This window comes from Pseudomonas sp. FP1742, assembly GCF_030687145.1.
Classification (GTDB): Bacteria; Pseudomonadota; Gammaproteobacteria; order Pseudomonadales; family Pseudomonadaceae; genus Aquipseudomonas; species Aquipseudomonas frederiksbergensis_D.
Map to the genome: position 1 here is coordinate 2895050 of NZ_CP117460.1, position 26013 is coordinate 2921062.

27 protein-coding genes and 2 pseudogenes are annotated in these 26013 nt (G+C 58.7%); 8 read left to right on the top strand and 21 right to left on the bottom strand.

The annotated features are described in order from the left end of the window. Window positions 1-83: 83 nt before the first annotated feature. The 3 genes from nhaB to PSH64_RS12855 form a co-directional block, all read right to left on the bottom strand. Window positions 84-1586, bottom strand: a complete 1503-nt coding sequence (nhaB, locus tag PSH64_RS12845; RefSeq protein WP_305480859.1) for a sodium/proton antiporter NhaB — start codon at window positions 1584-1586, stop codon at window positions 84-86. Window positions 1587-1664: 78 nt separating this feature from the next. After that, window positions 1665-2954, bottom strand: a complete 1290-nt coding sequence (locus PSH64_RS12850; protein WP_305480860.1) for a hypothetical protein — start codon at window positions 2952-2954, stop codon at window positions 1665-1667. A gap of 273 nt (window positions 2955-3227) precedes the next feature. Beyond that, window positions 3228-3494, bottom strand: coding sequence for a hypothetical protein (locus tag PSH64_RS12855; protein WP_105341949.1), 267 nt, complete (start codon window positions 3492-3494; stop codon window positions 3228-3230). Window positions 3495-3837: 343 nt separating this feature from the next. Between PSH64_RS12855 and PSH64_RS12860 the strand changes: the two genes are divergently transcribed. Then, entirely contained in the window at window positions 3838-5163 is a 1326-nt protein-coding gene (locus PSH64_RS12860; RefSeq protein WP_105341946.1) for a sigma-54 dependent transcriptional regulator, read from the top strand. A 68-nt stretch (window positions 5164-5231) separates the two neighbouring features. On the opposite strand, the gene PSH64_RS12865 is transcribed toward PSH64_RS12860, so the two are convergent. The 10 genes and pseudogenes from PSH64_RS12865 to PSH64_RS30440 all read right to left on the bottom strand — a co-directional run. Further along, complete coding sequence (locus PSH64_RS12865; RefSeq protein WP_305480861.1) at window positions 5232-6536, bottom strand: hypothetical protein; 1305 nt, start codon at window positions 6534-6536, stop codon at window positions 5232-5234. Between the two features lie 46 nt (window positions 6537-6582). Then, the gene (locus PSH64_RS12870; RefSeq protein WP_305480862.1) at window positions 6583-7329 is read right to left on the bottom strand and encodes a hypothetical protein; all 747 of its coding nucleotides are present in this window, start codon (window positions 7327-7329) and stop codon (window positions 6583-6585) included. 46 nt (window positions 7330-7375) lie between these two features. Beyond that, complete coding sequence (locus PSH64_RS12875; protein ID WP_305480863.1) at window positions 7376-8056, bottom strand: C39 family peptidase; 681 nt, start codon at window positions 8054-8056, stop codon at window positions 7376-7378. Between the two features lie 67 nt (window positions 8057-8123). Beyond that, window positions 8124-9065 carry a heme utilization protein gene (locus PSH64_RS12880; RefSeq protein WP_105341937.1) on the bottom strand — a complete coding sequence of 314 codons (942 nt, stop codon included), beginning with the start codon at window positions 9063-9065 and terminating at the stop codon, window positions 8124-8126. Between the two features lie 64 nt (window positions 9066-9129). Beyond that, on the bottom strand, window positions 9130-9720 hold the full coding sequence (locus PSH64_RS12885) for an adhesin (RefSeq protein ID WP_305480864.1): 591 nt from the start codon (window positions 9718-9720) through the stop codon (window positions 9130-9132). 1 nt (window position 9721) lies between these two features. After that, window positions 9722-10174: a hypothetical protein gene (locus PSH64_RS12890; RefSeq protein WP_305480865.1), complete on the bottom strand. Its 453-nt coding sequence runs from the start codon at window positions 10172-10174 to the stop codon at window positions 9722-9724. A 493-nt stretch (window positions 10175-10667) separates the two neighbouring features. Continuing rightward, window positions 10668-11192: an AAA family ATPase gene (locus PSH64_RS12895; RefSeq protein WP_305480867.1), complete on the bottom strand. Its 525-nt coding sequence runs from the start codon at window positions 11190-11192 to the stop codon at window positions 10668-10670. After that, complete coding sequence (pnuC, locus tag PSH64_RS12900; RefSeq protein ID WP_305480868.1) at window positions 11189-11752, bottom strand: nicotinamide riboside transporter PnuC; 564 nt, start codon at window positions 11750-11752, stop codon at window positions 11189-11191. Before pnuC ends, PSH64_RS12895 begins: the two co-directional genes overlap by 4 nt. A 217-nt stretch (window positions 11753-11969) precedes the next feature. Next, entirely contained in the window at window positions 11970-12704 is a 735-nt protein-coding gene (locus PSH64_RS30435) for a methyl-accepting chemotaxis protein (RefSeq protein ID WP_370694476.1), read from the bottom strand. 171 nt (window positions 12705-12875) lie between these two features. Next, window positions 12876-13637 (bottom strand): annotated as a pseudogene (locus PSH64_RS30440) (cache domain-containing protein); the annotation flags it as partial. A gap of 259 nt (window positions 13638-13896) precedes the next feature. On the opposite strand from PSH64_RS30440, the gene PSH64_RS12910 reads away from it, so the two are divergent. Next, window positions 13897-14727: an undecaprenyl-diphosphate phosphatase gene (locus PSH64_RS12910; protein WP_105341922.1), complete on the top strand. Its 831-nt coding sequence runs from the start codon at window positions 13897-13899 to the stop codon at window positions 14725-14727. Beyond that, the gene (locus PSH64_RS12915; protein WP_105341920.1) at window positions 14724-15152 is read left to right on the top strand and encodes a DUF1294 domain-containing protein; all 429 of its coding nucleotides are present in this window, start codon (window positions 14724-14726) and stop codon (window positions 15150-15152) included. Before PSH64_RS12910 ends, PSH64_RS12915 begins: the two co-directional genes overlap by 4 nt. Before the next feature lie 9 nt (window positions 15153-15161). Here the strand turns inward: PSH64_RS12915 and PSH64_RS12920 are convergent, their stop codons facing one another. Continuing rightward, a complete protein-coding gene (locus PSH64_RS12920; RefSeq protein WP_028940519.1) occupies window positions 15162-15521 on the bottom strand; it encodes an MmcQ/YjbR family DNA-binding protein in 360 nt (119 codons plus the stop codon). After that, window positions 15518-16426, bottom strand: a complete 909-nt coding sequence (locus PSH64_RS12925) for a LysR substrate-binding domain-containing protein (protein WP_305480869.1) — start codon at window positions 16424-16426, stop codon at window positions 15518-15520. Before PSH64_RS12925 ends, PSH64_RS12920 begins: the two co-directional genes overlap by 4 nt. Before the next feature lie 130 nt (window positions 16427-16556). Here PSH64_RS12925 and PSH64_RS12930 point away from each other — a divergent pair, with 130 nt between their 5' ends. Together PSH64_RS12930 and PSH64_RS12935 are read left to right on the top strand one after the other, a co-directional pair. Continuing rightward, window positions 16557-17168 (top strand): FMN-dependent NADH-azoreductase, encoded by a 612-nt coding sequence (locus PSH64_RS12930; RefSeq protein WP_305480870.1) that lies wholly within the window; start codon window positions 16557-16559, stop codon window positions 17166-17168. 169 nt (window positions 17169-17337) lie between these two features. Beyond that, entirely contained in the window at window positions 17338-18375 is a 1038-nt protein-coding gene (locus PSH64_RS12935) for a dienelactone hydrolase (RefSeq protein WP_105341914.1), read from the top strand. Window positions 18376-18498: 123 nt separating this feature from the next. On the opposite strand, the gene PSH64_RS12940 is transcribed toward PSH64_RS12935, so the two are convergent. From PSH64_RS12940 to PSH64_RS12950, 3 genes and pseudogenes are all read right to left on the bottom strand, one after another. Continuing rightward, complete coding sequence (locus PSH64_RS12940; protein WP_305480871.1) at window positions 18499-19686, bottom strand: MFS transporter; 1188 nt, start codon at window positions 19684-19686, stop codon at window positions 18499-18501. A gap of 136 nt (window positions 19687-19822) precedes the next feature. Then, window positions 19823-21412: an ABC-F family ATPase gene (locus PSH64_RS12945; RefSeq protein ID WP_105341909.1), complete on the bottom strand. Its 1590-nt coding sequence runs from the start codon at window positions 21410-21412 to the stop codon at window positions 19823-19825. A gap of 5 nt (window positions 21413-21417) precedes the next feature. Then, window positions 21418-21674, bottom strand: a pseudogene (locus tag PSH64_RS12950) (site-specific integrase); the annotation flags it as partial. Between the two features lie 316 nt (window positions 21675-21990). On the opposite strand from PSH64_RS12950, the gene PSH64_RS12955 reads away from it, so the two are divergent. Continuing rightward, window positions 21991-22272, top strand: coding sequence for an excalibur calcium-binding domain-containing protein (locus PSH64_RS12955; protein ID WP_305480872.1), 282 nt, complete (start codon window positions 21991-21993; stop codon window positions 22270-22272). A gap of 70 nt (window positions 22273-22342) precedes the next feature. Beyond that, window positions 22343-22684, top strand: coding sequence for a hypothetical protein (locus tag PSH64_RS12960; RefSeq protein WP_305480873.1), 342 nt, complete (start codon window positions 22343-22345; stop codon window positions 22682-22684). Here the strand turns inward: PSH64_RS12960 and PSH64_RS12965 are convergent. Both PSH64_RS12965 and PSH64_RS12970 read right to left on the bottom strand, forming a co-directional pair. Beyond that, the gene (locus tag PSH64_RS12965; protein ID WP_105341904.1) at window positions 22654-22866 is read right to left on the bottom strand and encodes a hypothetical protein; all 213 of its coding nucleotides are present in this window, start codon (window positions 22864-22866) and stop codon (window positions 22654-22656) included. The two genes, PSH64_RS12960 and PSH64_RS12965, sit on opposite strands and share 31 nt — an antisense overlap. A 182-nt stretch (window positions 22867-23048) precedes the next feature. Further along, on the bottom strand, window positions 23049-23726 hold the full coding sequence (locus PSH64_RS12970; protein WP_105341903.1) for an SOS response-associated peptidase family protein: 678 nt from the start codon (window positions 23724-23726) through the stop codon (window positions 23049-23051). A gap of 232 nt (window positions 23727-23958) precedes the next feature. On the opposite strand from PSH64_RS12970, the gene lpxO reads away from it, so the two are divergent. After that, window positions 23959-24858 (top strand): lipid A hydroxylase LpxO, encoded by a 900-nt coding sequence (gene lpxO, locus PSH64_RS12975; protein ID WP_105341902.1) that lies wholly within the window; start codon window positions 23959-23961, stop codon window positions 24856-24858. 150 nt (window positions 24859-25008) lie between these two features. On the opposite strand, the gene PSH64_RS12980 is transcribed toward lpxO, so the two are convergent. Continuing rightward, entirely contained in the window at window positions 25009-25869 is an 861-nt protein-coding gene (locus PSH64_RS12980) for a Ku protein (protein WP_105341901.1), read from the bottom strand. Window positions 25870-26013 lie beyond the last annotated feature (144 nt).

Consider the following 26013-nt stretch of genomic DNA (forward strand, 5'->3'; position numbering starts at 1 on the left):
GTGAAGGGGGCCAGTCAGTCAACATTGATGTTGGATGACACACCACTTTCACGAGCAAACCCGCTCCCACATTTTGTTCAGGGTTACAGCCAGTAGCTTACGGCGTACCAGCCAAGAACCCCCATCACCACGGTGTAAGGCAATGCCATCCACACCATTCGTCCGTACGACAGGCGAATCAGCGGTGCAATCGCCGAGGTCAGCAGGAACAGGAACGCCGCCTGACCATTGGGCGTCGCCACGCTCGGCAGGTTCGTGCCGGTATTGATCGCAATGGCCAGGGTTTCAAAGTGTTCGCGGCTCATGTGGCCGGAGATGAATGCCTGTTTCACTTCGGTGATGTAAATGGTCGCCACGAACACGTTGTCGCTGATGGCCGACAGCAGGCCATTGGCAATAAACAACATGCCCGGCTGTTGATCCGCCGGCAGGGCCAATACCCACTGGATCAGCGGCGCGAACAGTTGCTGATCGTGAATCACCGCCACCACTGCGAAAAATACCACCAGCAGCGAGGTGAACGGCATGGCGTCCTTGAAGGCGTTGCCCAGGCGGTGCTCGTCGGTGATGCCGGTGAACGCGGTAATCAGCACGATGACCATCAAACCGATCAAGCCGACTTCGGCGACGTGAAACGCCAGCCCGGCAATCAGTATCAGGGCCGCCGCCCCTTGAACCAGCAATGCCGCACGCTGACGCGACGTACGCTCGGCGTTGTCTTCGGCGGCGTAGTTGGCCAGCACCACGCGCACGTTGTCCGGCAGCAGCGTGCCATAACCGAACCAGCGCAGTTTCTCCAGCAGCACACAGGTCACAAGGCCGGCTGCCAGCACCGGCAACGACACCGGGGCGACCTTCAGAAAGAACTCGGCGAAGTGCCAGCCCATCTCATGGCCGATCAGCAGGTTTTGCGGCTCGCCAACCAGCGTGCAAACACCACCCAGTGCAGTGCCGACCGCGCCGTGCATCAGCAGGCTGCGCAGGAAGGCGCGGAATTGTTCGAGGTCGGCATGGTGGAGGGTGGGCAAATGCTGGTCATCGGCGAACTCGCTGTCTTGACGCGGATCGTTGCCCGAGGCGACGCGGTGGTACACCGAATAAAACCCCACGGCCGCGCTGATGATCACCGCCGTCACGGTCAACGCATCGAGAAACGCCGAGAGAAACGCTGACAGGAAACAGAACATCAATGCCAGCAGCGCCTTGGAGCGAACCCCCAGCAGCAGGCGCGAGAACAGAAACAGCAGCAGGTCTTTCATGAAGTAGATGCCCGCCACCATGAACATCAGCAGCAGGATCACCGGAAAATTGTGCACCAGTTCGTCATAGAGCGCCTGGGGCGTGGTCATTTTCAGCAGCAGTGCTTCGATCAGCAGCAACCCGCCGGGCATCAACGGGTAACACTTGAGCGCCATGGCCAGGGTGAATATGAACTCCAGCACCAACAACCAGCCGGCCGCCACCGGACCGATCGTCCACAACACCAGGGCGTTGAGAAGCAGAAAACCGACGATGCTCGCTTTGTACCAGCGGGGTGAGTGCCCGAGAAAGTTGTGTGCGAAGGCCTGGGCCATTGAGCCGGACATCGGCTACTCCTTGTATTAAGAAGCGCGCAACTTGCCGTAAGCGAAAGGGAAGATCAAGTGCAGGAAAAAGATGTCGGTCTAGTGTTGATAGCGCGCGACGACAGCGCGGTAGTTTCCGTCCAGTGAATAGCCGCCGACGACGATACAACCATCGGCCTGCACGGCCAAAGAAGTGGCGGTGTCCGGACCACGACTCAGGCGTGTGCGGACCCAGCCCTGGCCATTGGCGAAGCTGCAATCCAGTGCCCCGCTGGGTAAATACCGGGCGAGAATGAAATCGCCTTCGAGCCCCCCGACCGTCGCTCCGACAGCCAGTACCCGACCGTCCGGTTGTACCTGGGCGGCGGTCCACTGGCAGCCGCTATGACCGATTTCCAACAGTTGGGGCTGGCCGCCATTGCGGTGAATGTCTGGCCGGCCATTGCTGTGAAGGTTCAGTGCGAGGCAGTGCGTTGGCTCGCGACTGCCGCCAAAACAATGTAAATCACCATTTTCGTGCTGGACGATCTGGCAGACCTGGGCGCTGTGGCCCCAGGCCTTGAAGGTCATGAAACCATCCACGGCGAAGCCGTCATCCAGCCGGCCATCGGAGTGATAACGCGCCAGCAAACCTTCCTCGGGAAAATTGATCGATCCGCCCACCAGGACTCGGCCATCGCGTTGCACCATCAGGCTGTTGAGCCAGGTGTTCATCAGCAAGTGCCGGACCATGACAAAACCGCGACCGTTGAAGGTGTTGTCCAGCGAGCCGTCGGCATTGAGCCTTATCAACATGCCGACGTGATCGGCCAGTTCGAAGTGATGATTGGCCAGCAGCAGGATTCGACCGTCGTCCTGCACGCAGACATCACAGGCTTCGGTCCCCGATACACCGGGGGGTAGCCAGGCGTCGCGAGCGCCCTGGGAAAGATTCCCCGGCAGGCGCACTACGCAGCGGCCATGGTCGCCAAAATCCTCGATCAGGCAGCCTCGCTGATCAAACATGGCCAAGGCGGGCAGTGTACTGTGAGCATTTTCATAGTGCAGGCCAGCCACCAGAATGTGCCCGTCGGCCAGCAGCCGCACCGTGCCCGCCATGCCCTCGTAGCCGTGGGCGAACTGCCCGATGATGCTGCCTTGTTTGCCGAATGTCAGATCCGCCGAGCCGTCCTCAAGCAGGCGCGCCAGGCCAAAGCGGCTGCCACCCGGCGTGCCGACCTTGGCTGCCACCAGTATTCGGCCGGCAGGGTCAATCGCGACACCATTGACCCTGCTGGAGGTGCTGCCGGCGAAATACACTTGAGTCTTGCCGCTGCCGGCGAAATGGGCATCGAGTTGCCCGGCGTCATTCACCGTCACCGGTATGGCAAAAGCAGTCTGGAATGACATGCACGCATCTCCTTGCCAGTCGTCCTTGTCCGGGTGCCCGGAGGGGGACTGTCTGAGCAGAACATTCAATCCCTGAATGCGATGATGCACAACTGCCATTACTCTCGGGAGGCAGGGCGTTTTGTGCCAGAACAGTGTCTTTTCGAACCACTGACAAGCCTGCCAAGTAATCTGACGAGTTAGAAGATGAAAAAGAGGAGTGGCTGACTATAGAAAACCGTCAACTAAGGGGAGCGAGGGACGCGGATTACCGGGCGGTAATCCGCGAAAAAATCAATGCGGCATGGACCATGATTGCAGTTTGTAGCCTTCCTCGCTCAACTCGGCGCGAGCTTGTTCCAGCACGTGTTCGAGTTGTTCCGGATCGGAATAGGCGCTGCTGGGAATCTGTTTGCGGCTGATGCGAGTGTTAGTGCGATCGATGATGGTCAGGCTGAGCTCGCCATTACCGTCTTGTGGCGCCCAGGCCACGCATTGAAAGGGTTGGAATGCGCGGTCGGCAATCAAAAGAGCTTCGTTGATACGGAGCGGGGCGTTCATGGGATCTTCTCTCTGTATGCCCAATCAAGTGATGTGCCGTCGGTTGGGCTTACCGTTCGGCTGGTTACTTGTACTGATGTCCGCAACCGGGGGTTGGGTCACACACAAACAAAAGAAATTTCAACTTTCTTTCTTTATTCAGACTTCCAGGCCGTTTCTGAAAGCTGAATGAAAGGTTCGACTCGTTAGGCAACTAACCATGTGGCTTCTTATAACTAATAAACCGCCGTCCCTATAAGCAATCGATACAAGCTCGCGTCAATATTTTGCTAGTGTTACACCGAAGCCCGCCAAATGACTGTTTTTAATAATATTTCCTAAAATTTGGCGCCAAGGAACAGTCATGATCGAAGCGCCTGCTTTACGACGTCTTTTAGTAGTGGATCCTTGCGACGACTGCCACCGTTTGTTGCCGGGTTTACGCGCTGTAGGTTGGGATGTTGACAGCTGCGCCCTGGAAAACGCCACCGAACGAACCTGTGACGTGGGTCTGTTGCGCTTGCAGCCATTTCATCTGGAGCGCCCCGAAGCCGTCAAGGAGCTGATCACCCGCAGCGGTACCGAGTGGATCGCCGTGCTTAATCAGGAAGTCCTGCGCTTGCAGAATGTCGGGGATTTCGTCTGCGAATGGTTTTTTGACTTCCATACCTTGCCGTTCGATGTCTCACGGGTTCAGGTCACGCTGGGTCGGGCGTTTGGCATGGCGCGCCTGCGCGGTCAGGGCACGGTTCATATCGATCAGCCTGAACACGAGTTGCTCGGCGACAGCAAACCGATTCGCGAATTGCGCAAGTTGCTGAGCAAACTGGCACCTACCGAATCCCCGGTGCTGATCCGCGGCGAAAGCGGTACCGGTAAAGAACTGGTCGCCCGCACCCTGCATCAACAATCCCAGCGCCACAACAAACCGTTCGTGGCGATCAACTGCGGTGCGATTCCCGAACACTTGATCCAGTCCGAATTGTTTGGTCATGAGAAGGGTGCCTTTACCGGCGCCCATCAGCGCAAGGTCGGGCGGATAGAAGCGGCCAATGGCGGAACCCTGTTTCTCGATGAAATAGGCGATCTCCCTCTGGAGCTGCAAGCCAATCTGTTGCGCTTCCTGCAGGAAAAACACATCGAGCGGGTCGGCGGTCATCAGCCAATTCCGGTGGATGTGCGGGTATTGGCGGCGACACACGTCGATCTTGAGGAAGCCATCGAGAAGAAACGCTTTCGCGAAGATTTGTACTACCGCTTGAACGTCCTGCAAGTGGTCACCGCACCGCTGCGTGAGCGCCACGGCGATATCTCGATGCTGGCCAACCACTTTTCCCATTTCTACAGCCGTGAAACCGGCCGTCGTCCTCGCAGCTTCAGCGAAGACGCATTGGTCGCCATGGGCAAGCATGACTGGCCCGGTAACGTCCGCGAACTGGCCAATCGGGTACGTCGTGGGCTGGTACTGGCCGAAGGACGGCAGATCGAGGCGCGAGACCTGGGCCTGATCAGCCAGCACGCTTTTGCCTCCCCGATGGGCACCCTTGATGACTACAAGACCCGCGCCGAACGCCAGGCCCTGTGCGATGTGCTGAACCGGCACAGCGACAACCTGAGCGTTGCCGCCCGAGTCCTGGGTGTGTCGCGGCCGACTTTTTACCGATTGCTGCACAAGCACCAGATCCGCTAGGGCGGTGCAACAAAAAAGGCCCGCTACGACAACTCTCGTAGCGGGCCTTTTCTATTGCTGGACGCGGATTAGAAGTAGTACGGGAATTTCAGGCTGAAGGAAAAGTCTGGCGCATCGTCCGTGATGCCGATGGACAGGTTGGGAACGATCGTCAGGTTGTCGGAGGCCGCGATGGTCATGCCGACGTTGAAGTAACCGGCGTTGGCGTCACTGGACACCACAGACTCCCAATCCCCGCCATCCTGTTTGAGTTTACTTTTGCGTTGCACCAGGTCAGACATCGAGAACGACATACTCATCTTTTCGTTCAGTGCAAACGCGATACCCGCGCCAATCTGGAAACTGTCGCCGATCCGCACCTTGCCCGGGACTTTCTGATTGACGGTGGCGCTGATGTCGTCGAAGGACTCTTCCAGGTTGTGGGTGTAGGACAGGCTACCGAACAGAACCGCCGGATCGTAGGTCTTGACCAGCGAGATGCCGGGGCTGATCGACCAGACGCCGTTGCCGGTCGGCAGGGTGTCAGGCACGAACAGGTTGGTATTGGCGTCGCTCTGGCGCAGCTTGATTCCGAACGGGTCCTTGCCGGTCGGCGCCTTGACCCGCAAGGTGAACACCGCATCCGGGGTGTTGATCGATTCGTCCATGAATTTGTAGGCGATCCCGAAGTTGATATCGCCCAGCGTCGGATCGCGGGTGACAGTTTCTTCGCTGGTCACCCCCGCAGCACCGTTGTTGGCCCCGCCGGACTGATACGTCGATTCGCGGTACACCACCGGCACGTTCAGGTCGAACTGCCAGCGATTGTCGAAGTTGTAGCGACCGGTGAGGTCCAGCGTCCAGGTGTCGGCCTTGATCCGGTCCAGGTTGATGTTGCCCAGGAAGATCGAGTCCAGTGCGAGGAAGCCGTTGAGGATCAGCTGGCGGGTGTCGTAACGCGAATAGGTCAGCCCGGTTTCGAGGCTGAACTTGCCGCCGCCGAAGAATCCGCTGGCCTCGTCATACAGGTTGGAAACACTCTGTGCCGGTTGAGAGTCATCGGCCAGTGATTGTCCATAGGAACTGCCGCTGCCTGCGGCGCCTCCTGAAGCTGCGGCCGCCCCCGTCCCGGTGGCCACTTGCGGGTTGCCTTTCATGTCGGCTGGCGACTTGGCCAGGCGTTTAGGCGGTGCCGCCGCCGGTTGATCCTCTACCTGGCGGACTCGTTGTTCGAGTACCGCCAGGGCTTTTTGTTGTACTTCGTATCGTTGCTTGAGCTCCATGAGTTGTTGCTTCAACGCTTCCACGTCCGCATCGGACGCTGCTTGCAGCAGCGTCGACGGGAACAAAGTACTCAGACAAACGATCGCGCGCAGCGGTACTGACCGATACATGATAAGTCGTCCCCCATGAAGCCCAATGATCGAACATCAGCGTAGTTCAATATCCCAGGCTGCGAAGTGCTTTGAGTTGATTCAGATTGCAGTTGACTGCTCCGGCATTTCGACCGTTGTTGTTAAGCACCACATTAAGTTGCGTCAGGTTATTGACCCTGTTGCTGTTGCCCAGAAGCCGGGTGTTCTGCACCAGACCACCCTGCGCCACCTGTTGCATGGCCGTGCCTTGGTTGTTGTTGGCCTGGATGGCCATTTGCACGCCACCACCGGTGGCCGCTACCGCGACGTTACCGGCGGCATTGCTGTCGGTAATGGTTTGCCCGCTTGTCAGCGCCTGCCCCTGGACGGGATTCGGCACCGGCGCCTGGTTGGCCTCCTGGACGTTGATGGCGACATTGTTGTAGGCGCTATTGCCGTCACCGGCGGCGCGCACGGTTTGTGTGACACCCTGGGTGGTGGTCAGTCCTGCGCCACCGATCACATTCCCGGTGCCTGGTGACGGCGTACTGCCGTTACCGGACTCTTTAATGGTCGACACGTAAAATTGGGGTTTTACGGTAGCGGCCTGGATCTGCATGGACGTTTCCACCCCGATCAGGTCGCCACTGGCATTGCGCCAGGTACTGCTCATGATGATGCCGAAGCTGATAATCCGCCCCGGCATGACATAACGACCGCGTAGCTCGGCGAGCTCCTGGTCCTTGAGTTCGATGGGTTTGAATCCTGCATTGGCGTAGCCCGATGCGCTTGCTGCCAGGCAAGCGGCGGCCAGCCAGTATGAGGTTTTCATCTGCTGCTCCCGGGGCAATCCGGCCCTCTCTATCATCAGTTGGCGGCTAAAAGAAGTCGCTCTGTATGAAACCAAAGTCCATCAATTCGGCATCTTTGACCGGGTTGAACGTATCCAGCTTGTTCTTCGCCGTCAGCGGTTCCGGAGGGCTGCGCAATGCATTGGTTTTGTCGTAACCGGGACCCACGATTGCGAAGACAATGCCGTTCCAGCCTTTGACAAAGTCATCATGGGAGTAGCGCTTGTGCCCCAGCACCGGGTCGCCGATATAGACCCAGTTCTTGTCCGCCCGCTGCATCACCACGAAATGCTTGTAGCCGCGAATTTCCATCAGCACCACCACCGGAATGGTCACCGCTTCGAGTTTCTCGGACGGTATCCGGTAACCACGCGCGCGCATGCCGATCGCTTCGATGTAGCGCTTCATGTCCAGCATGGAAAAACCTTGAGTACGGACAAGGTTCTGATCAGCGTTGACCAGCATGCCTTTGATGATGTGTTCCTCATCGACATCGAGCCAGTAAGCCTGGCGCAGCACCGTGGCCAGTGCGGCAGCGCCGCAGCTGAAGTCGGTTTTCTGTTCGACGATGTCGCTGAACTTGCGCTCACGCACGCTTTGCACCTGCTTGTAAACCAATATGCCGCCAGGCAAGGCGGCCACCGGCATCTGCGCCGCCTGAGTCAAGCCGCACAGGCACAGCAGGGCGAAACAGGCTGTCGTACGCATGATCGATACGCCTTTGGTGAACCGTGGAAAGAAAGCCCCGTTGCCGGGGCTTTCATTTCGATCGCGATTACATGCAGGCTCTGCAGCCGGCAGCAATGGACAGAGAGTTGCTTTGTTGGTTGCCCACCCCCGCCGACACGTTGGCACCGCCGTTGCCGGAGAAGCTGTTCATCGAGTTGGTCATGGAGGCGTTGTTCACAACCGGGTTTTTCCAGCCGTCTGGCGTCAGCACTTGATGGGTGGTGACGCCAGCCAGATCGAAGGTGCCCACGGCGCTGAATTTGAACTTGTCATCGCCTCTGTGACCCCAGCCACTGTCGTCGATCGTCCCGGTGCCTTTGGCCTTGAAGGTGCCCGAGGACGTGGTGGTATCGGTGAGGGTGGTGGTGACGTGGGTCCGGTCAGCTTTGTTGTCGACATCCAGACCGGTGGTGGATTGGTAAGCGTCAGCCGAGGCTGTTGCTACCCGTCCGCCAGACACGGCAATCGCCAGGTTGTTTTTCTGTTGGTTGAAGTTGCCGGCAGTCACGTTGATGCCAATGTTGCCGGAGCCGTTGTTGCCCGCATTGTTGAGCGTGGCGTTATTTTGAGTAGAGCGGTTTTTGACGTAGTTATTGGTGTTGTATTGATACGCGGTGGAGGTTGCCTCGGCAGAACCGAATATGAAGCTTTCATCAGCGGTAGCCAGCGCGGCGGCGTTGTCTTGCTGGTTGCCATCGCCACCCGCGACGTTGGCGCCCATGTTGCCGTTGGAACCGTTGAGCGAGTTGTCAGCCTCGGCGGTGTTGTTGGTGCCTTGGTTGAGTACCGAGTTGCCGCTGCTGTCCTGTGTATCCCCTACATAGGCGCTGGCGGCTGAGTCGATTGACAGTTGCTGTTCCCAGGTGGGGCCTTTGGGACCGTGATGATGGTGGCCGTGACCACGGTCGTTATCGTTGGCTTGTGCAGCCATCGCCATGACGGCTGCCAGGGCGAACACGAGAGGCTTGAGAGCCATTGTGGGTTTCATGGTGATTCTCCGTGCTTATTAGTTGGTTAAGTGTTGGTTACTTTCTAATCGCACTGCGTTCGGGTCAGTCAGCGACCCGTATGCTCAGGGTGTTAGCCATTCGGTTCCCCACCCCGGCACTCTGGTTCACCTGAATCACTCCTCGGCTGCCGGTGAAGGCCTGGTCGCTTGTCACGACCTGGCGACTGCCTTTTGAAGCGTCAGTTGCCCCTGAGCTTGGTAGCAACGCCACGTTCTGTTGAGAAAGGGCGCTATCGTCGACGCTTTGCGGCGCAGCACTGATGCTGATGCGCATTGCGTTGGCCATCTGGTTGTTGGCCCCGGCACCCTGGTTGACACCCAGTGCGCCGTTGCCATGACTGAAAGAAGTGCCGCCGATGGTGGCCGTCGCGTTCATCGACGGGTTGGCGGGCGTGTCGAGTTTCTGGATCACCCGGGTGGTCGCCGAGGCATCGGTGCCGATGGCGATGGCGCGGGTGTTGGCCTGTTGCTGTTGACCGCCGGAGGCCTGGTTGACGTTGAAGTTGCCGTTGTACCGGGCTCCGGAATCCAGGATGTTGGCGGTGTTGAGCACCGGAACGCTGGAGTCGGCCATGGCGCCAGGACTCACACTGGCACTGACGACCAGAGCGAGCAGGATCAGGGAGCGGATCATGTCATTGACCTCCCGCCAGTCTGCCCAACGGCGCGAGGCCGGAACTCATGGCATGGTTGATCGTTCCCGAAATCGCGCCACCGCTGCCGCCGCCATGACCGGCGCTCATGCCGGGCATGCCATTGGGGTTGGTCACGACATTGAGGCTGCCGGGTATGTTGCCGTTCTGGTTGATGTTGTTGCTGATGGACGAACCGCTGGCCACGCTGGCGAACTCACCATCGCTCAACTCGGTATCGCCGAGTGTCGAGGTGACACGATCCGAGGGGTTGGCGTTGACAGTGGTCGGGTAGGGATCCTTCTGGAAGGGGGGCCTGCCGACGGTATGGGGTTGTACATCACGAGTGAGCACGATGACGCCATTGCCTTCAGCCTGAACGTCGAGACTCAGGAGCGAGACGGTGGCACATCCGAGCAGCATCAAGCGCGTAAAGCCTTTACGAAAAGTCCCCACGACGGTGTTCCTTCTGTTGTGCGCTGGCCCTAATCAGCGTTGTGAAGGAAAGAGCGAAAGTCGTGCCGCTTTTTGATTGTTATTTTAATTCAAGGAGTTATCGATCAAGGTGAATGGATCCTTGATTGAGTTGTTTCAAGCCTGAGACGAATGCAAGGGGTTATGACGGGGAAAAGGGAGCGCAATGCTCTGGATCCATAGCGTGCGTTGTGCTGTTTCAGCGCTTTAACACATGCCATGACAGAACGATGAATGGCGCTGAAACGGGCTGTTCAAGCGTGAAGGTATGTTTCATAAACGGACGCATTTGAAAAAATATCGCAACAAATGCTGGGCTGCTGGCAAGTGCCCGTCAGCTCGGCACCCAATCCCTGTGGGAGCGGGCTTGCTCGCGAAGACGGCGGCACAGTCAACATTGATGTCACCTGACACACCGCTTTCGCGAGCAAGCCCGCTCCCACAGGTTCTGCACCTTGATTGGGGGGAAGGAAGGTCAGCATCCAAGCTGCAGAGTCACCGCTTGCAACGCCTGAGCACGGCGTTCTGCCCAGTCGCCCTGGATCACTTGGACAGGCTGTCGATGCTGCTCCAGCCACGCCAGGGTCGCGTTGAAAAAAGCCCGGCGCTCATCCAGTTCGGGCTGGCAACGCTGACCGTCATCGGTCCAGTCGACAAGTTCAGGCGACAGCAGCAAGTGCAAGTCGTAATGCCGGGCCAGCAGCGCTTGTTCCAGCCAGGCCGGGCAATCGCCAAACAGGGTCTGGCTCCAGAGCATGTTGCTCAGCAAGTGAGTGTCGAGAATCAGCAACGGTGGCTGAAGGGCGCGGGCGTCATCTTCCCATTGCAACTGACCGCGGGCGATCTCGGGAATATCGGCCAGGCAGGTGTCCCGTGCCTCCTGCTCGATAAACCAGCGCACGTATTCGCCCACCAGAACGCCGCCGAATTGCTGTTGCAGCTCGGCGGCCAGCCAACTCTTGCCGCTGGATTCGGGCCCCGTGAGTACCAGCACTTTCATGTACGCAACGCCGGGTCGGCACGCCACGTCCGCCAGCCTTGCACAGCCAGCAGGGCGAAGACTCCATAGAGGGCGGCGGTCAGGTACAGCTCTTTATAGATGAACAGACCGACGAAGATCACGTCCAGCGCGATCCACAGCGGCCAGCATTGCAGGCGCTTTTGTGCCATCCATAACTGCGCGACCAGGCTGAAGCCGGTCAGCGCCGCATCGAGCCAGGGCTGGGCGGCATCGGTCCAATTAGCCATTGCAGCCCCCAGCAGCAAACTGCCGAGCGCGCCGATGGCCAGGCCGAGCGCGGTGGATTTGCTCTCAAGCAGGCTGACCTGCCGTCCGTCACGCGCCGCACCTGCATGGGTCCACTGCCACCAGCCGTAGAGCTGCAATGCGGCGTAGATCACCTGCAGCAGCATGTCCGAATACAGCTTCACCTCGAAAAAAATCCAGCTGTACAACAGCACCATGACCAGGCCGACCGGCCAGCACCAGGGGTTCTGTTTGACCGTCAACCAGACGGCAATCACACCGAGGGCGGCGGCAAACAGTTCAAGCCCGGACATGGAGGATCCTTGGTGTCGTAGAAAATGAGGGGGCGAATTGTACCCGGATTGTGGGGCAATGGGCTTGTGGTGGCGGGGAGGCAATATCAGTCAGTCAGCGCAATCCCTGTGGGAACGGGCTTGCTCGCGAAAGCGGTGTGTCAGGCGACATCAATGTTGACTGTGCTGCCGACTTCGCGAGCAATTCCGCTCCCACAGGAGGCCATGCCGGGGTCCGTTACACCCGAAACTGCTTGAGCAACCCGTTCAACTGTTCGCTCAATTCCTTGAGGTGAACGCTGGCCACGCTCGACTGCTCGGCCGCCAGTGCCGTGCTGTGGGACAACCCGGCGGCCTGGGTGACGTTCTGATTGATGTCTTCCACTACATGGGCCTGCTGCAACGTCGCACTGGCAATCGAGGCGTTCAACCCGTTGAGGTTGCGCAAGGCCTGGCCGATGGCATTCAGGCTGGCGCCGGCCAGGCCGGCCTGCTCGATGGTGATTTGCGACGCACGGCTGCTGTCGCCAATCACCTTGACCGCCGCTTCGGAATGGCTTTGCAGACGCTCGATCATTGACTGGATTTCCGCCGTGGATTTCTGCGTGCGCTGGGCCAACAGACGCACTTCATCGGCAACCACCGCAAACCCTCGACCTTGCTCACCAGCCCGGGCGGCCTCGATGGCGGCGTTGAGGGCCAGCAGGTTGGTTTGCTCGGCGATGGAGCGAATCACCTCCAGCACGCTGCCGATTTGGGTACTTTCGTCGGCCAGGGTACGAATCACTTCAACCGCTTGATCGATGGTCGAAGACAGCTTGTCGATCTGCTGCAGGCTGCCATCGATATTGATCTGCCCCTGCTGTGCCTGAGATTCGGCATCGCGCATTTCGCTGGCCGCGTGCTCGGCGTTTTTGGCTACGTCCTGCACACCGTAGGTCACTTCGTTGATCGCGGTCGCCACCAGTTCCATTTGCTGGGATTGTTGCTGGCTGCGTTGCTGGGCTTGCGCGGCATCGTTGCCCAGGTCGCTGGAAGACTGACCGAGCGCGCTGGCAGATTCCTGCAACTGACTGATCACCCGGCGCAGTTTGGCGGTAAAGGCATTGAAGTGTCGGGCCAGTTGCGTGACTTCGTCCTGGCCGTGGGTATCGAGGCTGCGGGTCAGGTCGCTTTCGCCGCTGGCGATATTGGCCATGGCATCCACGGTTTCCTGCAATGGACGCACGATGCTGCGGGCAATCATGATCACCAGCAGCGCCATGATCAGGGCAATCACCAGGCCGACGAAAGACGCCTTCCAGACCTGGGCGTAAAACTCGGCCTGCATGTCGTCGATGTACACGCCGGAGCCGATCACCCAACCCCAGGGCTCGAACAGTTTGACGTAGGAGGTTTTCTCCACCGGAGCACTGGCGCCCGGTTTCGGCCAGCGGTAGTCGACCATGCCGGCGCCCTTGGCCTTGGCGATGGCAACCATCTCGTTGAACAGCGCGAAGCCGTCCGGGTCGCGGATCGTCGAGAGGTTCTGGCCTTCGAGTTTCGGATTGGTCGGGTGCATGACCATGACCGGCGTCAGGTCGTTGATCCAGAAGTAGTCATTCTGGTCGTAGCGCAAACCACGCACGGCGGTCAGTGCCTGCTGTTGCGCGACGGCGCGGGTGAGGGTGCCGGCGGTTTCCAGTCCTTGGTAATAAGTCAGGATGCCACTGGCGGTCTGCACCACATGCTGGGTCTTTTGGACCTTGGCATGATAAAGGTCGTCGTGAATCTGCTTGAGCATCAACACGCCCAACGTCAGTAACATCACCACGGCCACGATCAAGATGAGCCACAAGCGTCGGCTGATCGATACACTGCGCAAGCTGTTCATAACGCTGTTACTCCGGTTTCTTGTTCTTGTCATAAATGATCGCCAGCATCCAACCACACTTTGCCGATCGGGCCTATCCGACTCAGGTCCTATTACGCGGCAGCGTAAATGAGGCTTGTCTGATAGGATTTCGGCCCCGCGCGAAAAAACCTGAGTCCCGGTTTGTTTTTCACAGAATTTTTACGGTTTTGTGGGGATCTTTGTGCGCGCGGGATGTCAGCTACGCTGATCGCAGTGAACGCTCAGAAAATATTAACGGGGCATGCCTGGGGCATGGCTTCTTGGGGGATTGATGGATCTTTGGACTGCCTTACAGGCATTGATTTTAGGCGTTGTAGAAGGGCTGACGGAGTTCTTGCCCATTTCCAGTACCGGGCACCAGATCATTGTGGCGGACCTGCTCGATTTCGGTGGCGAGCGGGCCATGGCCTTCAATATCATCATTCAGCTCGGGGCGATCCTGGCGGTGGTCTGGGAGTTTCGCCGCAAGATCTTCGACGTGGTCATCGGTTTGCCGACGCAGCCCAGCGCTCGACGCTTTACCGCGAACCTGTTGATTGCCTTCCTGCCGGCGGTGGTGTTGGGGGTGATTTTCGCCGATCTGATTCACAAGTACCTGTTCAACCCGATTACCGTGGCCACCGCGTTGGTCGTGGGCGGGGTCGTCATGTTGTGGGCCGAACGCCGTCAACATGAGGTGCATGCTGAAAGTGTCGACGACATCACCTGGAAAGACGCCCTGAAAGTCGGCTTCGCCCAGTGCCTGGCGATGATCCCGGGGACCTCGCGTTCCGGCTCGACGATCATTGGCGGTTTGCTGTTCGGCTTGTCGCGCAAGACGGCCACCGAGTTCTCGTTCTTCCTCGCCATGCCAACCATGGTCGGCGCGGCGGTGTACTCGGGCTACAAATACCGCGACCTGTTTGTGCCGGCTGATTTCCCGGTGTTCGCCATTGGTTTCGTCACCGCCTTTATCTTTGCGATGATTGCCGTTCGTGGCTTGCTTCTGTTCATTGCCAGCCACAGCTACGCGACATTCGCCTGGTATCGCATTGCGTTCGGTCTGGTGATTCTGGCCACCTGGCAATTCGGTTGGGTCGACTGGACCGCGGCCAAGCCATGAATGATTCCAGCGCGCGCAACAACTCCGGTCGCAACTCCGGGGGAGCCATTCAAAACCTGCGGCTGAAACTGCTGGTGTTCGCGGTACTGTGTGCGGTGCCGTTGTTTGGCTCGGTGTCGTTGTGGCTGCGCGGGGTGTCGGTGATTCCCCTGGCAGCCTACGGCCTTGTCAGCGTGCTGGCGTTTTTCCTGTATTGGAGCGACAAGCACAAGGCCCGCGCCGACAGCTGGCGCACGCCGGAGAACGTCTTGCACGCGGTGGAACTGGCGGGTGGTTGGCCGGGTGCCTTGCTGGCCCAGCAAGTGTTTCGGCACAAGACCCGCAAGGTTTCGTTTCAACTGGTGTTCTGGCTCATCGTGCTGATGCATCAGGTGTTCTGGATCGACCAGTTGTTTCTTGGGGCTAATCTGTTTGCGCTGTTCTAAGCGCAGGCTTTAAAGCAGCAAGCCGACCTGCGTGCGCTTGGGCAACTTGCTCACCACCAATTGGTGGGAACGTTGCAGCAAGCCTTGCAGCTCTTCGGTGCCCAGCGGGTAGGGCGTGTCCATGATGATCCACTGCGCCCGGGCCAGATACGGCGCCGGGTGAATGCCCGGTCGGTCGCAATGGCCCAGGAACAGGTCCTTGTCGACCTTGAAGGCCAGGGACTGGCCCCGCAGGTTCTGCAAGGCGAACATCTTGCTCCCGGCAATCGAAAACACCCGCACGCCACCCCACTTGTAATCCTCCCGCGCGCCGGGCAGCGCCAGGCAGAATTGCGCAACATCCTCTTCGCTCATTGGTCTTGCCTTCATAACAGTCGGTCCCCACAGGCATTGAATGATTCGATCAAATGGTCGATCCAGGCGCGTACTGCCGGCATTACCCCGCGCCGATGAGGGTAGACCGCTTGCAGCCAGCCGCCCGGCAATGACCAGTCGGGCAGCAATTGCACCAGCGAGCCGTCTTCCAGTTCCTGCTCGCAGTACATCATCGGCAGCACGGTGAAACCCAGCCCGGACAGGGTACACGCCTTGCGCACGAGAAAATCGTCGATGCCCAATCGGGCTTCAAATGTCATTTCACAGGCCTTGCCCTGCTGGTCGAGCATCCGCAGATGCACCAACCGATCGGCTTCCAGTGCGCCCAATATCGGCACGTTTTTCAAGTCTTCCGGGGTCTTGATCTGCCGCTCGCGAAGAAACGCCGGGCTGGCGACCATGACAGTCTGCGCCTGACGTAAGCGTCGGGTGACCAGCAGTGGGTCTTCATCACCCAGTTCCCGCACTCTCAAGGCGACATCGACGCCTTCGGTCACCAGATCAACCCGGCGATTGAGCAGCAGCATCTCCAGCTGAACCTGCGGGAATTTCTCCAGGAACCTGCTGATCACCGACGGGAACATGTCGTGGGCCAATCCCACCGGGCAGGAAACCCGCAGTCGGCCGCGGGGTTCGCTGGACATGCTGGCCACCGCTTCGTCGGCCATCTCGGCCTCCAGCAGCATCGCCTGACAGTGCCGCAAGTAGCGCTCGCCCACGGCGGTCAGGTTGAGTTGGCGGGTGGTGCGTTGCAGCAGGCGTGCGCCCAGGCGCTCTTCCAGTTCGGCGATGCGTCGTGACAACCGGGACTTGGGAATCCCCAGCAATCGCCCGGCCGCCGCGAAGCCGCCGGCGTCGACCACCTTGGCGAAGTAGTAGAGGTCGTTGAGATCTTGCATGATTTAAATCCGACTGTTCTATCAGTGGGACGAACTATCGCATTATTACCGGCTAATCAGCTATTGGTTTCGTTGGTAGGATTGTTTCCATCAGATCGCCGGGTGGCGATCCTCACCTTGGAGATCCCACATGAAATTACTGCATATCGATTCGAGCATTCTGGGTGACAACTCGGCTTCCCGTCAGTTGAGCGGCGAAGTCGTCAAGGCCTGGCAGGCCGCCGAGCCTGGCGTTGTGGTGACTTACCGCGACCTGGCCGCCGATGCCATCAGCCATTTTTCCGCCGCCACCTTGGTCGCCGCCGGTACCGCCGCCGAACTGCGCAACGCCGCGCAACAGCATGAAGCGGATTTGGGCGCGCAGGCCCTGGCCGAATTCCTTGCCGCCGATGCCGTCGTGATTGCAGCGCCGATGTACAACTTCACTATCCCGACCCAACTCAAGGCCTGGATCGACCGCATCGCCGTAGTCGGCCAGACTTTCCGCTACACCGAAGCCGGCCCTGAAGGCCTGTGCGGCGGCAAGAAAGTGGTGATCGTTTCGACGGCTGGCGGTTTGCACGCTGGCCAACCGACCGGCACTGCTCACGAAGAGTACTTGAAGGTGATGTTCGGCTTCCTCGGTATCACCGACATCGAGTTCGTTCGTGCCCATGGCCTGGCCTACGGTGATGAAGTGCGCAGCAAAGCCATGAGCGACGCTCAGGCGCACATCAGCGAGCAACTGTTCGCTGCCGCGTAAGGCTTGCGTAAAGTCGTAAACAGCTCGGGCAATACCCCTGAAACTCTGTATTCTGGTCATCGTGATGGCCAGGTACAGAGTTTTTTGTTTCTGGCGGCGATCAGTTTCTGGCCCAGGTTATGCAGTCGAGGGTTAATATCTGCGGTCAGGTAATAAGGTGGGGCATCCCATGGTGCGTCTTTGTGCAACGTTACTGATTTGCCTGTTCGGCAGCCTGAATTCAGTGCACGCCGCGCCTGTGCTGTTTCCTCACTGGAGCGTCGGTTTCCATGAGATGACATTCCTCGACCCGCTGGACTTGCAGCCGATGCGCGCCATCGCCTTTTATCCGTCCAGTGAGAGGGAGCACTCCAGCAAGCTCGAGGGCTACACAGTCGAAGCCGGTGAAGACACCAAAGTCGCTATCGGACGCTTCCCGATGCTGATGCTGTCCCATGGCAACACCGGAACCCCGCTGGCGCTGCACGATCTGGCCACCTCGCTGGCACGCAAGGGGTTTGTGGTGGTGGCGGTGATCCATCCCGGCGACAACTCCAAAGACCACAGCCGTCTCGGCACCTTGAGCAATCTTTACGGGCGGCCGATCCAGATTTCCGAAGCCATTACCGCGACCTTGGGCGACCGTATGCTTGCGCCCTTCGTCAATGCCGATCAGGTCGGGGTAATCGGCTATTCGGCGGGCGGTGAGACCGCGTTGATCCTGTCCGGCGCCACTCCGGATCTGGACCGTTTGCGCCGCTATTGCCATGAGCGCCCGGACGATCACGATGCCTGCAACACGCAAGGTGAATTGGTCGTCGACCGCGATGACCTGCAGCCCGTGGCGGATCCGCGGGTGCATGCCTTATTGTTGATGGCGCCGCTGAGTCTGAAATTTGGCCGCCATACCCTGGCCGACGTACATGTGCCGGTGCTGCTGTACAGCGGCGATGGCGACAAACTGGTGGCATTCGACAAAAACGCCGCAGCCCTGGCGCGTAAACTGCCGACCGCGCCAGACTTCAAATTGCTAGCCGGGGCAGGGCACTTCGTGTTCCTGGCGCCGTGCAACGAAGAACAGATCGCCGCCATGCCGGCGCTGTGCACCGATGCCGACGGCGTCGACCGCAAGGATATTCACCGCAACCTGATCTCTGAAGCCGGCCGTTTCTTCTCCCATGCCCTGGCTAAACCCACTCGCGCCGGTATGCAAACCGCCGATCAATAGGGCCCCCGAAACCCCTGTGGGGGCGGGCTTGCTCGCGAAGAGGGCGTATCAGTCGACATCAATGTTGCCTGACCCACCGCATTCGCGAGCAAGCCCGCTCCCACAGGAGATTTGCAGCAGGCTTTAGACAGTCGCCCGGTGCTTCAGAAACAAGGTCAACGCCAGTCCGGTGACCGACAACAACGCCGCACTAAAGAAAATCCACGAATACCCCAGATTCAACGCCACCGCGCCCATCAGCGGCCCGGCAATCGCCAGCGCCAGATCGAAAAACACCGCATAGGCACTCAAACCCGCGCCGCGACTGGAGTTGGGCACTTGCTTGATCGCTTCCACCCCCAACGCCGGATAGACCAGCGACAGGCCAAACCCGGTCAGGCCTGCGCCGATCAAGGCATAACCGGTCGAGGGTGCCAGCCACAGCAGAACCAGCCCCACGGTTTCAATGCTCATGCAGGCGATGGCCGAGGTGAAGCCGCCGAAACGGCTGATGCTGGAAATGAACAACAGCCGCGACAGAATGAAACAAACCCCGAACACCGTCAGACAGTAAGCCGCGCCGGTCCAGCCACGGCTGGCGTAATACAGGGTAATAAAAGTGGTGAGCGTGCCGTAGCCGATAGACGCCAGGCTCAGGCTCGCGCCGAAAGGGGCAATGCGCCCGAACACCGCCCAGAACGGCAGGCGCTCGCCACGAATCACCGGTACCGACGGTTTGTTGCGGATCAGCAGCAGCGCCATAAAGGCCAGTAACGACAGGGTGATCCCGAGGCTGGCGAACCCCAGCCCAGCGACCATCACCACGCCCAGCGGCGCACCGATGGCGATGGCGCCGTAAGAAGCAATCCCGTTCCAGGAAATCGAACGTGCCGTGTGCTCGGCACCAACCTGACCCATGCACCAACTGATGGTGCCGACTCCGATCAGTCCTTGAGCGATCCCCAGCAGCAACCGGCCGCCAATCAGGATGATCAGGCTCAGCAGCGGCAAGCTTTGCAGCAGAGTCGAGAGCAGCGTCAGCACGCCGCTCAACACAATCCCCGAAAACCCGTAAACAATCGCCCGTTTGGTGCCGACGCTGTCTGACAAGCGCCCGGCCATCGGACGGCTGAGCAGGGTGGCCAGGTATTGAGAGCCGATGGTCAGCCCCGCGACGATGGCGCTGAACCCCAGTTGTTCATGGACATACCCTGGCAACACGGCAATTGGCAGGCCGATGCAGAGGAAGGCAATAAAACTATAGAAAACGATGGAAACGATCTGCAGGGTGATCGCCAGGGAGCTTTGCGGGGGCAGTTGCTGCACAGACATGAGAGCTCGTTCGCGGGCGGCGGTAGGAGAACTGCATCATGGCGCGGGTGTGAGATAAAAGAAAGCAGGCTAACGATACGGCTGGCGATCGCCCCGTCACCAGGACGGGGCTTTCCATTTGCAGCCAGAAGCCGCCTTACATCAACACGCCCTGACTACGCAGGTAGTCATCATAGGTGCCGCTGAAGTCGATCACGCCATTGGCGCTCAACTCGATGATACGGGTGGCCAGGGACGAGACGAACTCACGGTCGTGGCTGACGAAAATCAGCGTGCCCGGGTAGTTCTCCAGCGCCAGGTTCAGCGCTTCGATGGATTCCATGTCCAAGTGGTTGGTCGGTTCGTCCATCACCAGCACGTTCGGCTTTTGCAGGATCAGCTTGCCGAACAGCATGCGACCTTGCTCACCACCGGAGATGACCTTGACCGACTTGAGGATCTCGTCGTTGGAGAACAGCATGCGACCGAGGGTGCCGCGAACCAGTTGCTCGCCGCCCTGGGTCCATTGGCCCATCCAGTCGAACAGGTTGCAATCTTCTTCGAAGTCGTGCGCGTGGTCCTGGGCGTAGTAGCCCAGCTCTGCGGCGTCGGTCCACTTCACGGTGCCGGCATCCGGAGTCAGTTCGTTGACCAGGGTGCGCAGCAGGGTGGTTTTGCCGATACCGTTCGGGCCGATGATCGCCACGCGCTCCCCAGCTTCAACCTGGAAGCTGAAGTCCTTGAACAGAGTCTTGCCGTCGAAGCCTTTGGCCATGCGCTCAACGATGACCGCCTGACGGTGCAGCTTCTTGGTTTGTTCGAAACGGATGAACGGGCTCACACGGCTCGAAGGCTTGACTTCGGCCAGTTGGATCTTGTCGATCGCCTTCGCGCGGGAAGTGGCTTGCTTGGCTTTCGAGGCGTTGGCCGAGAAGCGGCTGACGAACGATTGCAGTTCCGAGATCTGCGCTTTCTTCTTGGCATTGTCCGACAGCAGTTGCTCGCGGGACTGGGTCGCCACGGTCATGTACTCGTCGTAGTTGCCCGGGAACAGGCGCAGCTCGCCGTAGTCCAGGTCAGCCATGTGGGTGCACACGCTGTTCAGGAAGTGACGGTCGTGGGAGATGATGATCATCAGGCTGGAGCGCTGGGTCAGCACGTTTTCCAGCCAGCGGATGGTGTTGATGTCCAGGTGGTTGGTCGGTTCGTCGAGCAACAGCACTTCAGGATCGGAGAACAACGCCTGCGCCAGCAACACGCGCAGTTTCCAGCCCGGCGATACTTCGCTCATCGGGCCGAAGTGCTGCTCGATGCCGATACCCAGGCCCAGCAACAGCTCGCCGGCGCGGGATTCGGCGGTGTAGCCGTCCATTTCGGCGAACTCGGTTTCCAGTTCGGCCACAGCCATGCCGTCTTCTTCGGTCATTTCCGGCAGCGAGTAGATGCGGTCGCGCTCAGCCTTGACCTTCCACAGCTCTTCGTGACCCATGATCACGGTGTCGATCACGGTGAATTCTTCGTAGGCGAACTGATCCTGACGCAATTTACCCAGACGCACGTTCGGCTCAAGCATGACCTGACCGCCGGACGGCTCGAGGTCGCCACCGAGGATTTTCATGAAGGTCGACTTGCCGCAACCGTTGGCGCCGATCAGGCCATAGCGGTTGCCAGCGCCGAATTTGACCGAAACGTTTTCGAATAGCGGCTTGGCGCCGAACTGCATCGTGATGTTAGCTGTGGAGATCAATTACTTTACCTATCAATGGGTTGCGAGCTGCGCATTTTTGGCGCGTGGGCCATGCCTGGGGCGTTTTGGAGTTTCTCCATCTCTCCCCAGTCACCGCCAGACTTCAACCGGCGCGCATAAGTCGAGAGCAGCATCTGGACGCTTGTCCAAGCTGTTGGGCAATAAAGGCGGGATTCATGCCAGACATTCCGCATATTGTCGCATAAGTGTGACGGCAGTTGTACGGCGCGCGATAACGTGTCGCCACCTTCTTCAGAGGGGGGGCATCCTCAGTGGCGCAGAAAACGCAGGGAAGCTCCTTGTCCGCACCTCAATGTTATTTTTGTTCAGCGTTGTGTTCGGGACACTGGGCGCTGCTCTGGGTAAAGTCGGCAGCGCTTGCCCGGCCAGGTGTGTTTCAGAAGGATTGCTGAATGGCCAGCACTTGGTCAGGGTGGGCACCTATTCAGACTTGCCCCTCATACCGCGCGTGGCGGTGGCGGCAGCCCCTCCAGAGCATCAAGGCATTGGTTGCCCTTACCTGGTGATTCGTTCTCAGCGACTAGAATATAAGCATCCTCTAGTCATGGATGAATCAAATGAAGCTGATTTTGGTCGTGCTTATCATGGGGTTGTTGGCCTGGAAGCTTTCCCCTGAGTTACAACCCTGGCTTGAAGCCAAGCTACCGCATCCGAAAGTAACCCCTACAGTCACGACTGCACCGAAGCCTGTTTCGGCGCCATTCAAATGTGACGGACGCAAATACTGCTCGCAGATGACCTCGTGCGCAGAGGCCAAAAACTTTCTGCAAAATTGTCCGGGAATGAAAATGGACGGCGATAACGATGGCGTGCCTTGTGAGTCGCAGTGGTGCCAGTGACTATTTGCCGCTCACCGGCGGGCTTAATGGTTTAATGCGAGAACACCAGCCCTTACGCCACCCAAGGAACATGGAAGTGAGAAACAAATACGCAGCAGGTATGTTGTGTGTCCTGACGCTTGCGACGGCTCAATGCGCTTATTCCAGCGCAACGGACGAGTCCGTCGAAAACGCCTCATTACTCTGCAAAATCCTCGACGGCAATGACGCCTTAACCCAGGCCTCCGAATTCTCGGCCGAGGATCGTACGGTCAATATCTCGGTAGACCGCTCTCCAGAGCAAGCCAAAAAGCTTTGCCCGGAAATCAGCGCCATCGTCGAGTATCACGAGATGACTTTTACGCAAGGCTGGACTGTGCAGATCACCTCTCCAGACAGTGGTTATGACGTTGTTGCTACCTGCCCGTTGTAATAATGGTGGTTGTCCTGCACGCCAGTGATCAGATGCAGTGGCAAGTGCTGTTGCTCATCAATGCATGTGATTTCGAAACTGCCCACTATTTGAGGGTGTCGCTCACTCAGCCCGGTCGACTCTTCTGCCTTTGCCTTAGCCATTCTCGCGTGGTTCGCTGCGATTTCGTTGAGAGTTGACACGTTACATCTCCCGGTGACTGACCAAGCGTATCGCTGGAGTCCTTAAACGTTAATGTGAATGCCACCGCGTCAGAATTACGTCGTTCTGGGGCCGCTATCGCCGGCATGTGCAAACCCTAAGCCAGACATTGACGCGTATTCCGCGCCACGCTTTCCATGCGACGAATGGTGTCGCGCGATGTTCAGATAGGTTCGATCAGTCCAGGGCCATCGTTGTGCACATTGCCCACGGCTTGATCAACCTTGAACCACTCGAATGTCTCGGTCGGCTCGCCCTGCAACAGCACTATCTGTTCGGCGCGCTCTTTCGGCGTGGCCGGGTCCAGCCATTCCCGGGCCAGTTCGGGGTTCAGCGTCACCGGCTGCCGATCATGAACATCCACCATGCCACCCTTGCTGTCAGCGGTGATGATCACGAAGCCGTCATGTTCGTCCGGCTGATGTTCGTACCTTGGATACTGACCAATCGCCGCGCACAGAATTGGCGCGCGATCCTTGCGGCGGATGAGGTAGGGCTGCTTCTTCGGGCCGCCCTCGTAAACCCATTCAAACCAGTTATCGATGGGGACAATTGCCCGGTGCGGCCATATCGCTTTGAAGAACGGACCGTGGCTGACTTTCTCGACCCTGGCATTGATCGGCATCGGATGCTCCTCAGACCAGTGTGGCCGCCAGCCCCAGCGAACCTTGTCGGCGTGCAACACGTCGCCTTCCTGGTGGAAGAGGGCGAGTTGAGTCGTCGGCGCGGCGTTGTAAAGCTCGAATGGCTGATCACCGGCGTTGTTGACCAGGGCGTTGGGCATGCTCAGCGCCGCGACGAAGTCGTGAATGCCTCGGTACTGCGAAAGTCGTCCGCACATGGCTGAGCCCTCATGCTTACATCTGAGCTTAGACGATCCTTTGAACTAATAGGGCGTTAAAGCCGCGTGGCGTTTTGGCGGCATGAGTAGACACATTTTCACAGTTGAACGTTAACTATTGGTTACAAAGTATGGCTAAAATGACATCTTTCGCCCCCATGTCGATTGTCGACATGGCTCAAGAACGCGCCATTGGACGCAGTTTGCTCACTTCTGACGTGTGACGATTTCAGTGAAACTCATTATTGCTGCTATCTATGTTATCTCCATCGCGTATGTGCATTTGCGCGGCAAGGTGCGCCACAAACTTGGCCGCCAACTAAGCGACCACTCGACGTTTCTGGCGCCGATCAATTGCTTCCTTTATATGTTCTCGAAGATCCCCAACCGGGCCTATCTCAATCCGGCGGACTTTCCCGACCTGAGTCCCTTGCAGGCTCATTGGGAAGAGATTCGTGCTGAAGGCCAGAACCTGCTCAAGGCCGGGGCGATCAAACGCTCGGATCAGTACGACGACGTCGGTTTCAACTCGTTTTTCAAAAGTGGCTGGAAGCGCTTCTACCTCAAGTGGTACGGCGACAGTCACCCCTCGGCTGCAAAACTCTGCCCGCGCACTACTGAGCTGGTGCAAGGCATCGGTTCGATCAAGGCGGCGATGTTCGCCGAACTACCGCCAGGTTCCAAACTGGTCCGGCACCGCGATCCCTATGCCGGCTCGTACCGTTATCACTTGGGGCTGGAAACGCCGAACGATGCCGGTTGCTACATCAATGTCGATGGCGAGAGTTATCACTGGCGCGACGGCGAGGCGGTGATGTTCGATGAAACCTTCATTCATTACGCCGAAAACACCACCCAGCAAAACCGCATCATCCTGTTCTGCGATGTCGAACGGCCGATGAAGTATCGCTGGGCGACGGCGTTCAACCGTTGGTTCAGCCGCACGGTGATGGCGGCGGCGGGCGCGCCGAACGATGCGGGTGACAAAATCGGCGGTATCAACCGTTTGTTCGCCAAGATCTACAAGGTTCGCCTGCGCGGCAAAGCGCTCAAGAAGCGTAACCGCACCCGTTACTACCTGGAGAAGTGGGCGATTTTTGGCGGGTTGCTGGCGATTTTCGTTTTGATCTGAGTTTTGTGTTGTGGCGTAGGACGCTATCGCGGGCGAGCCCGCTCCCACAGTGTGTAAATTCTGCGAACGTCGCCGAACCTGTGGGGGCGGGCTTGCCCGCGAAGAGGTCAGTATGTTCACTGCATAATTTATAAATGCTTCAATAACCCGTCAGCCACGAGAATGCTTCGTGGCTTTTTTGTCTGTGCCCGTTTTGGCCTTTGCTGCCGTTTTACCGGCACTCCTGGCACCGAGGCTGCGTTTGAGCAGTTCGGTCAGATCGATGACATCCGCCGTCCTGCGCTCCTCCTCACCGGTAGCGGTTTCGACGATTTCGATCTTGCCTTCATTCGCCTTCTGCTCAACCAGCGCCATGATCTTGTCTTCGAAACTGTCGCGGTATTCCTCGGGCGTCCAGTCGGCGCTCATGTCCTCCACCAGCCGTTTCGCCATCTCCAGCTCGCCCTTGGCCAGATCCGGCTTGGTCACTTCACTACCAAGCTCCAGTTGATCCAGGCTGCGCACTTCGGCCGGCCAGCGCAGCATCACCAGAACCAAGGCTGATTCCAGCGGCATGAGAGCCGCCAGGTGCTGACGGGTATGCAGCACAACGCGGGCGAGGGCGACCTTGCCCGTTTTGTTGAGCGTTTCGCGCAACAGCGCATAGACCTTGCCTCCGCGTTTGTCCGGCGCCAGGTAATAGGGTGTGTCGATGTTTTGCAGGGGGATCTGCTCGCTGTCGACAAAGGCAAAAATGTCGATGGTTTGGGTCGACAGCGGGTGCGCCGAGCGAATTTCTTCTTCGCTGAGCACCACGTAACGCCCCTTTTCGTACTGGACGCCTTTGACGATATTTTCCTGGGTGATTTCCTTGCCGGTGACCTTGTTGATGCGCTTGTAGCCCACCGGCTCCATGCTGCGTTTGTCGAGCCAGTCGAAATCCACCCCGTGGGAAGACGTTGCCGAAACCAGCGCCACGGGGATATGCACCAGACCGAAACTGATTGCGCCTTTCCAGATTGCCCGTGCCATCGCCGTGTTCTCGTCAGTCGATTGATGTTCAGGTGACCTGCACGCAAGGGCAAAAGTTTCAGTCGCCTGCGGCCCGGTTCGGCGGGCGGATCAGCGGTGCAGTCAACTCGTGTTACACCTTTTGAAGGAGGTTTTAGTTAACAA

Excerpts from the sequence above, each read along its gene's own strand:
- pnuC (WP_305480868.1), bottom strand. The coding sequence starts at position 11,752 with ATGTCCGGGCTTGAACTGTTTGCCGCCGCCCTCGGTGTGATTGCCGTC.
- PSH64_RS12880 (WP_105341937.1), bottom strand. The coding sequence starts at position 9,065 with ATGAAACCCACAATGGCTCTCAAGCCTCTCGTGTTCGCCCTGGCAGCC.
- PSH64_RS12920 (WP_028940519.1), bottom strand. The coding sequence starts at position 15,521 with ATGAAGGCAAGACCAATGAGCGAAGAGGATGTTGCGCAATTCTGCCTG.
- PSH64_RS12875 (WP_305480863.1), bottom strand. The coding sequence starts at position 8,056 with ATGCGTACGACAGCCTGTTTCGCCCTGCTGTGCCTGTGCGGCTTGACT.
- PSH64_RS12885 (WP_305480864.1), bottom strand. The coding sequence starts at position 9,720 with ATGATCCGCTCCCTGATCCTGCTCGCTCTGGTCGTCAGTGCCAGTGTG.
- PSH64_RS12955 (WP_305480872.1), top strand. The coding sequence starts at position 21,991 with ATGAAGCTGATTTTGGTCGTGCTTATCATGGGGTTGTTGGCCTGGAAG.
- PSH64_RS12980 (WP_105341901.1), bottom strand. The coding sequence starts at position 25,869 with ATGGCACGGGCAATCTGGAAAGGCGCAATCAGTTTCGGTCTGGTGCAT.
- PSH64_RS12960 (WP_305480873.1), top strand. The coding sequence starts at position 22,343 with ATGGAAGTGAGAAACAAATACGCAGCAGGTATGTTGTGTGTCCTGACG.
- PSH64_RS12860 (WP_105341946.1), top strand. The coding sequence starts at position 3,838 with ATGATCGAAGCGCCTGCTTTACGACGTCTTTTAGTAGTGGATCCTTGC.
- PSH64_RS12935 (WP_105341914.1), top strand. The coding sequence starts at position 17,338 with ATGGTGCGTCTTTGTGCAACGTTACTGATTTGCCTGTTCGGCAGCCTG.
- PSH64_RS30435 (WP_370694476.1), bottom strand. The coding sequence starts at position 12,704 with ATGGAACTGGTGGCGACCGCGATCAACGAAGTGACCTACGGTGTGCAG.
- PSH64_RS12930 (WP_305480870.1), top strand. The coding sequence starts at position 16,557 with ATGAAATTACTGCATATCGATTCGAGCATTCTGGGTGACAACTCGGCT.
- PSH64_RS12915 (WP_105341920.1), top strand. The coding sequence starts at position 14,724 with ATGAATGATTCCAGCGCGCGCAACAACTCCGGTCGCAACTCCGGGGGA.
- PSH64_RS12895 (WP_305480867.1), bottom strand. The coding sequence starts at position 11,192 with ATGAAAGTGCTGGTACTCACGGGGCCCGAATCCAGCGGCAAGAGTTGG.
- PSH64_RS12910 (WP_105341922.1), top strand. The coding sequence starts at position 13,897 with ATGGATCTTTGGACTGCCTTACAGGCATTGATTTTAGGCGTTGTAGAA.
- PSH64_RS12940 (WP_305480871.1), bottom strand. The coding sequence starts at position 19,686 with ATGTCTGTGCAGCAACTGCCCCCGCAAAGCTCCCTGGCGATCACCCTG.
- PSH64_RS12865 (WP_305480861.1), bottom strand. The coding sequence starts at position 6,536 with ATGTATCGGTCAGTACCGCTGCGCGCGATCGTTTGTCTGAGTACTTTG.
- PSH64_RS12925 (WP_305480869.1), bottom strand. The coding sequence starts at position 16,426 with ATGCAAGATCTCAACGACCTCTACTACTTCGCCAAGGTGGTCGACGCC.
- PSH64_RS12970 (WP_105341903.1), bottom strand. The coding sequence starts at position 23,726 with ATGTGCGGACGACTTTCGCAGTACCGAGGCATTCACGACTTCGTCGCG.
- PSH64_RS12855 (WP_105341949.1), bottom strand. The coding sequence starts at position 3,494 with ATGAACGCCCCGCTCCGTATCAACGAAGCTCTTTTGATTGCCGACCGC.
- nhaB (WP_305480859.1), bottom strand. The coding sequence starts at position 1,586 with ATGTCCGGCTCAATGGCCCAGGCCTTCGCACACAACTTTCTCGGGCAC.
- PSH64_RS12850 (WP_305480860.1), bottom strand. The coding sequence starts at position 2,954 with ATGTCATTCCAGACTGCTTTTGCCATACCGGTGACGGTGAATGACGCC.
- PSH64_RS12870 (WP_305480862.1), bottom strand. The coding sequence starts at position 7,329 with ATGAAAACCTCATACTGGCTGGCCGCCGCTTGCCTGGCAGCAAGCGCA.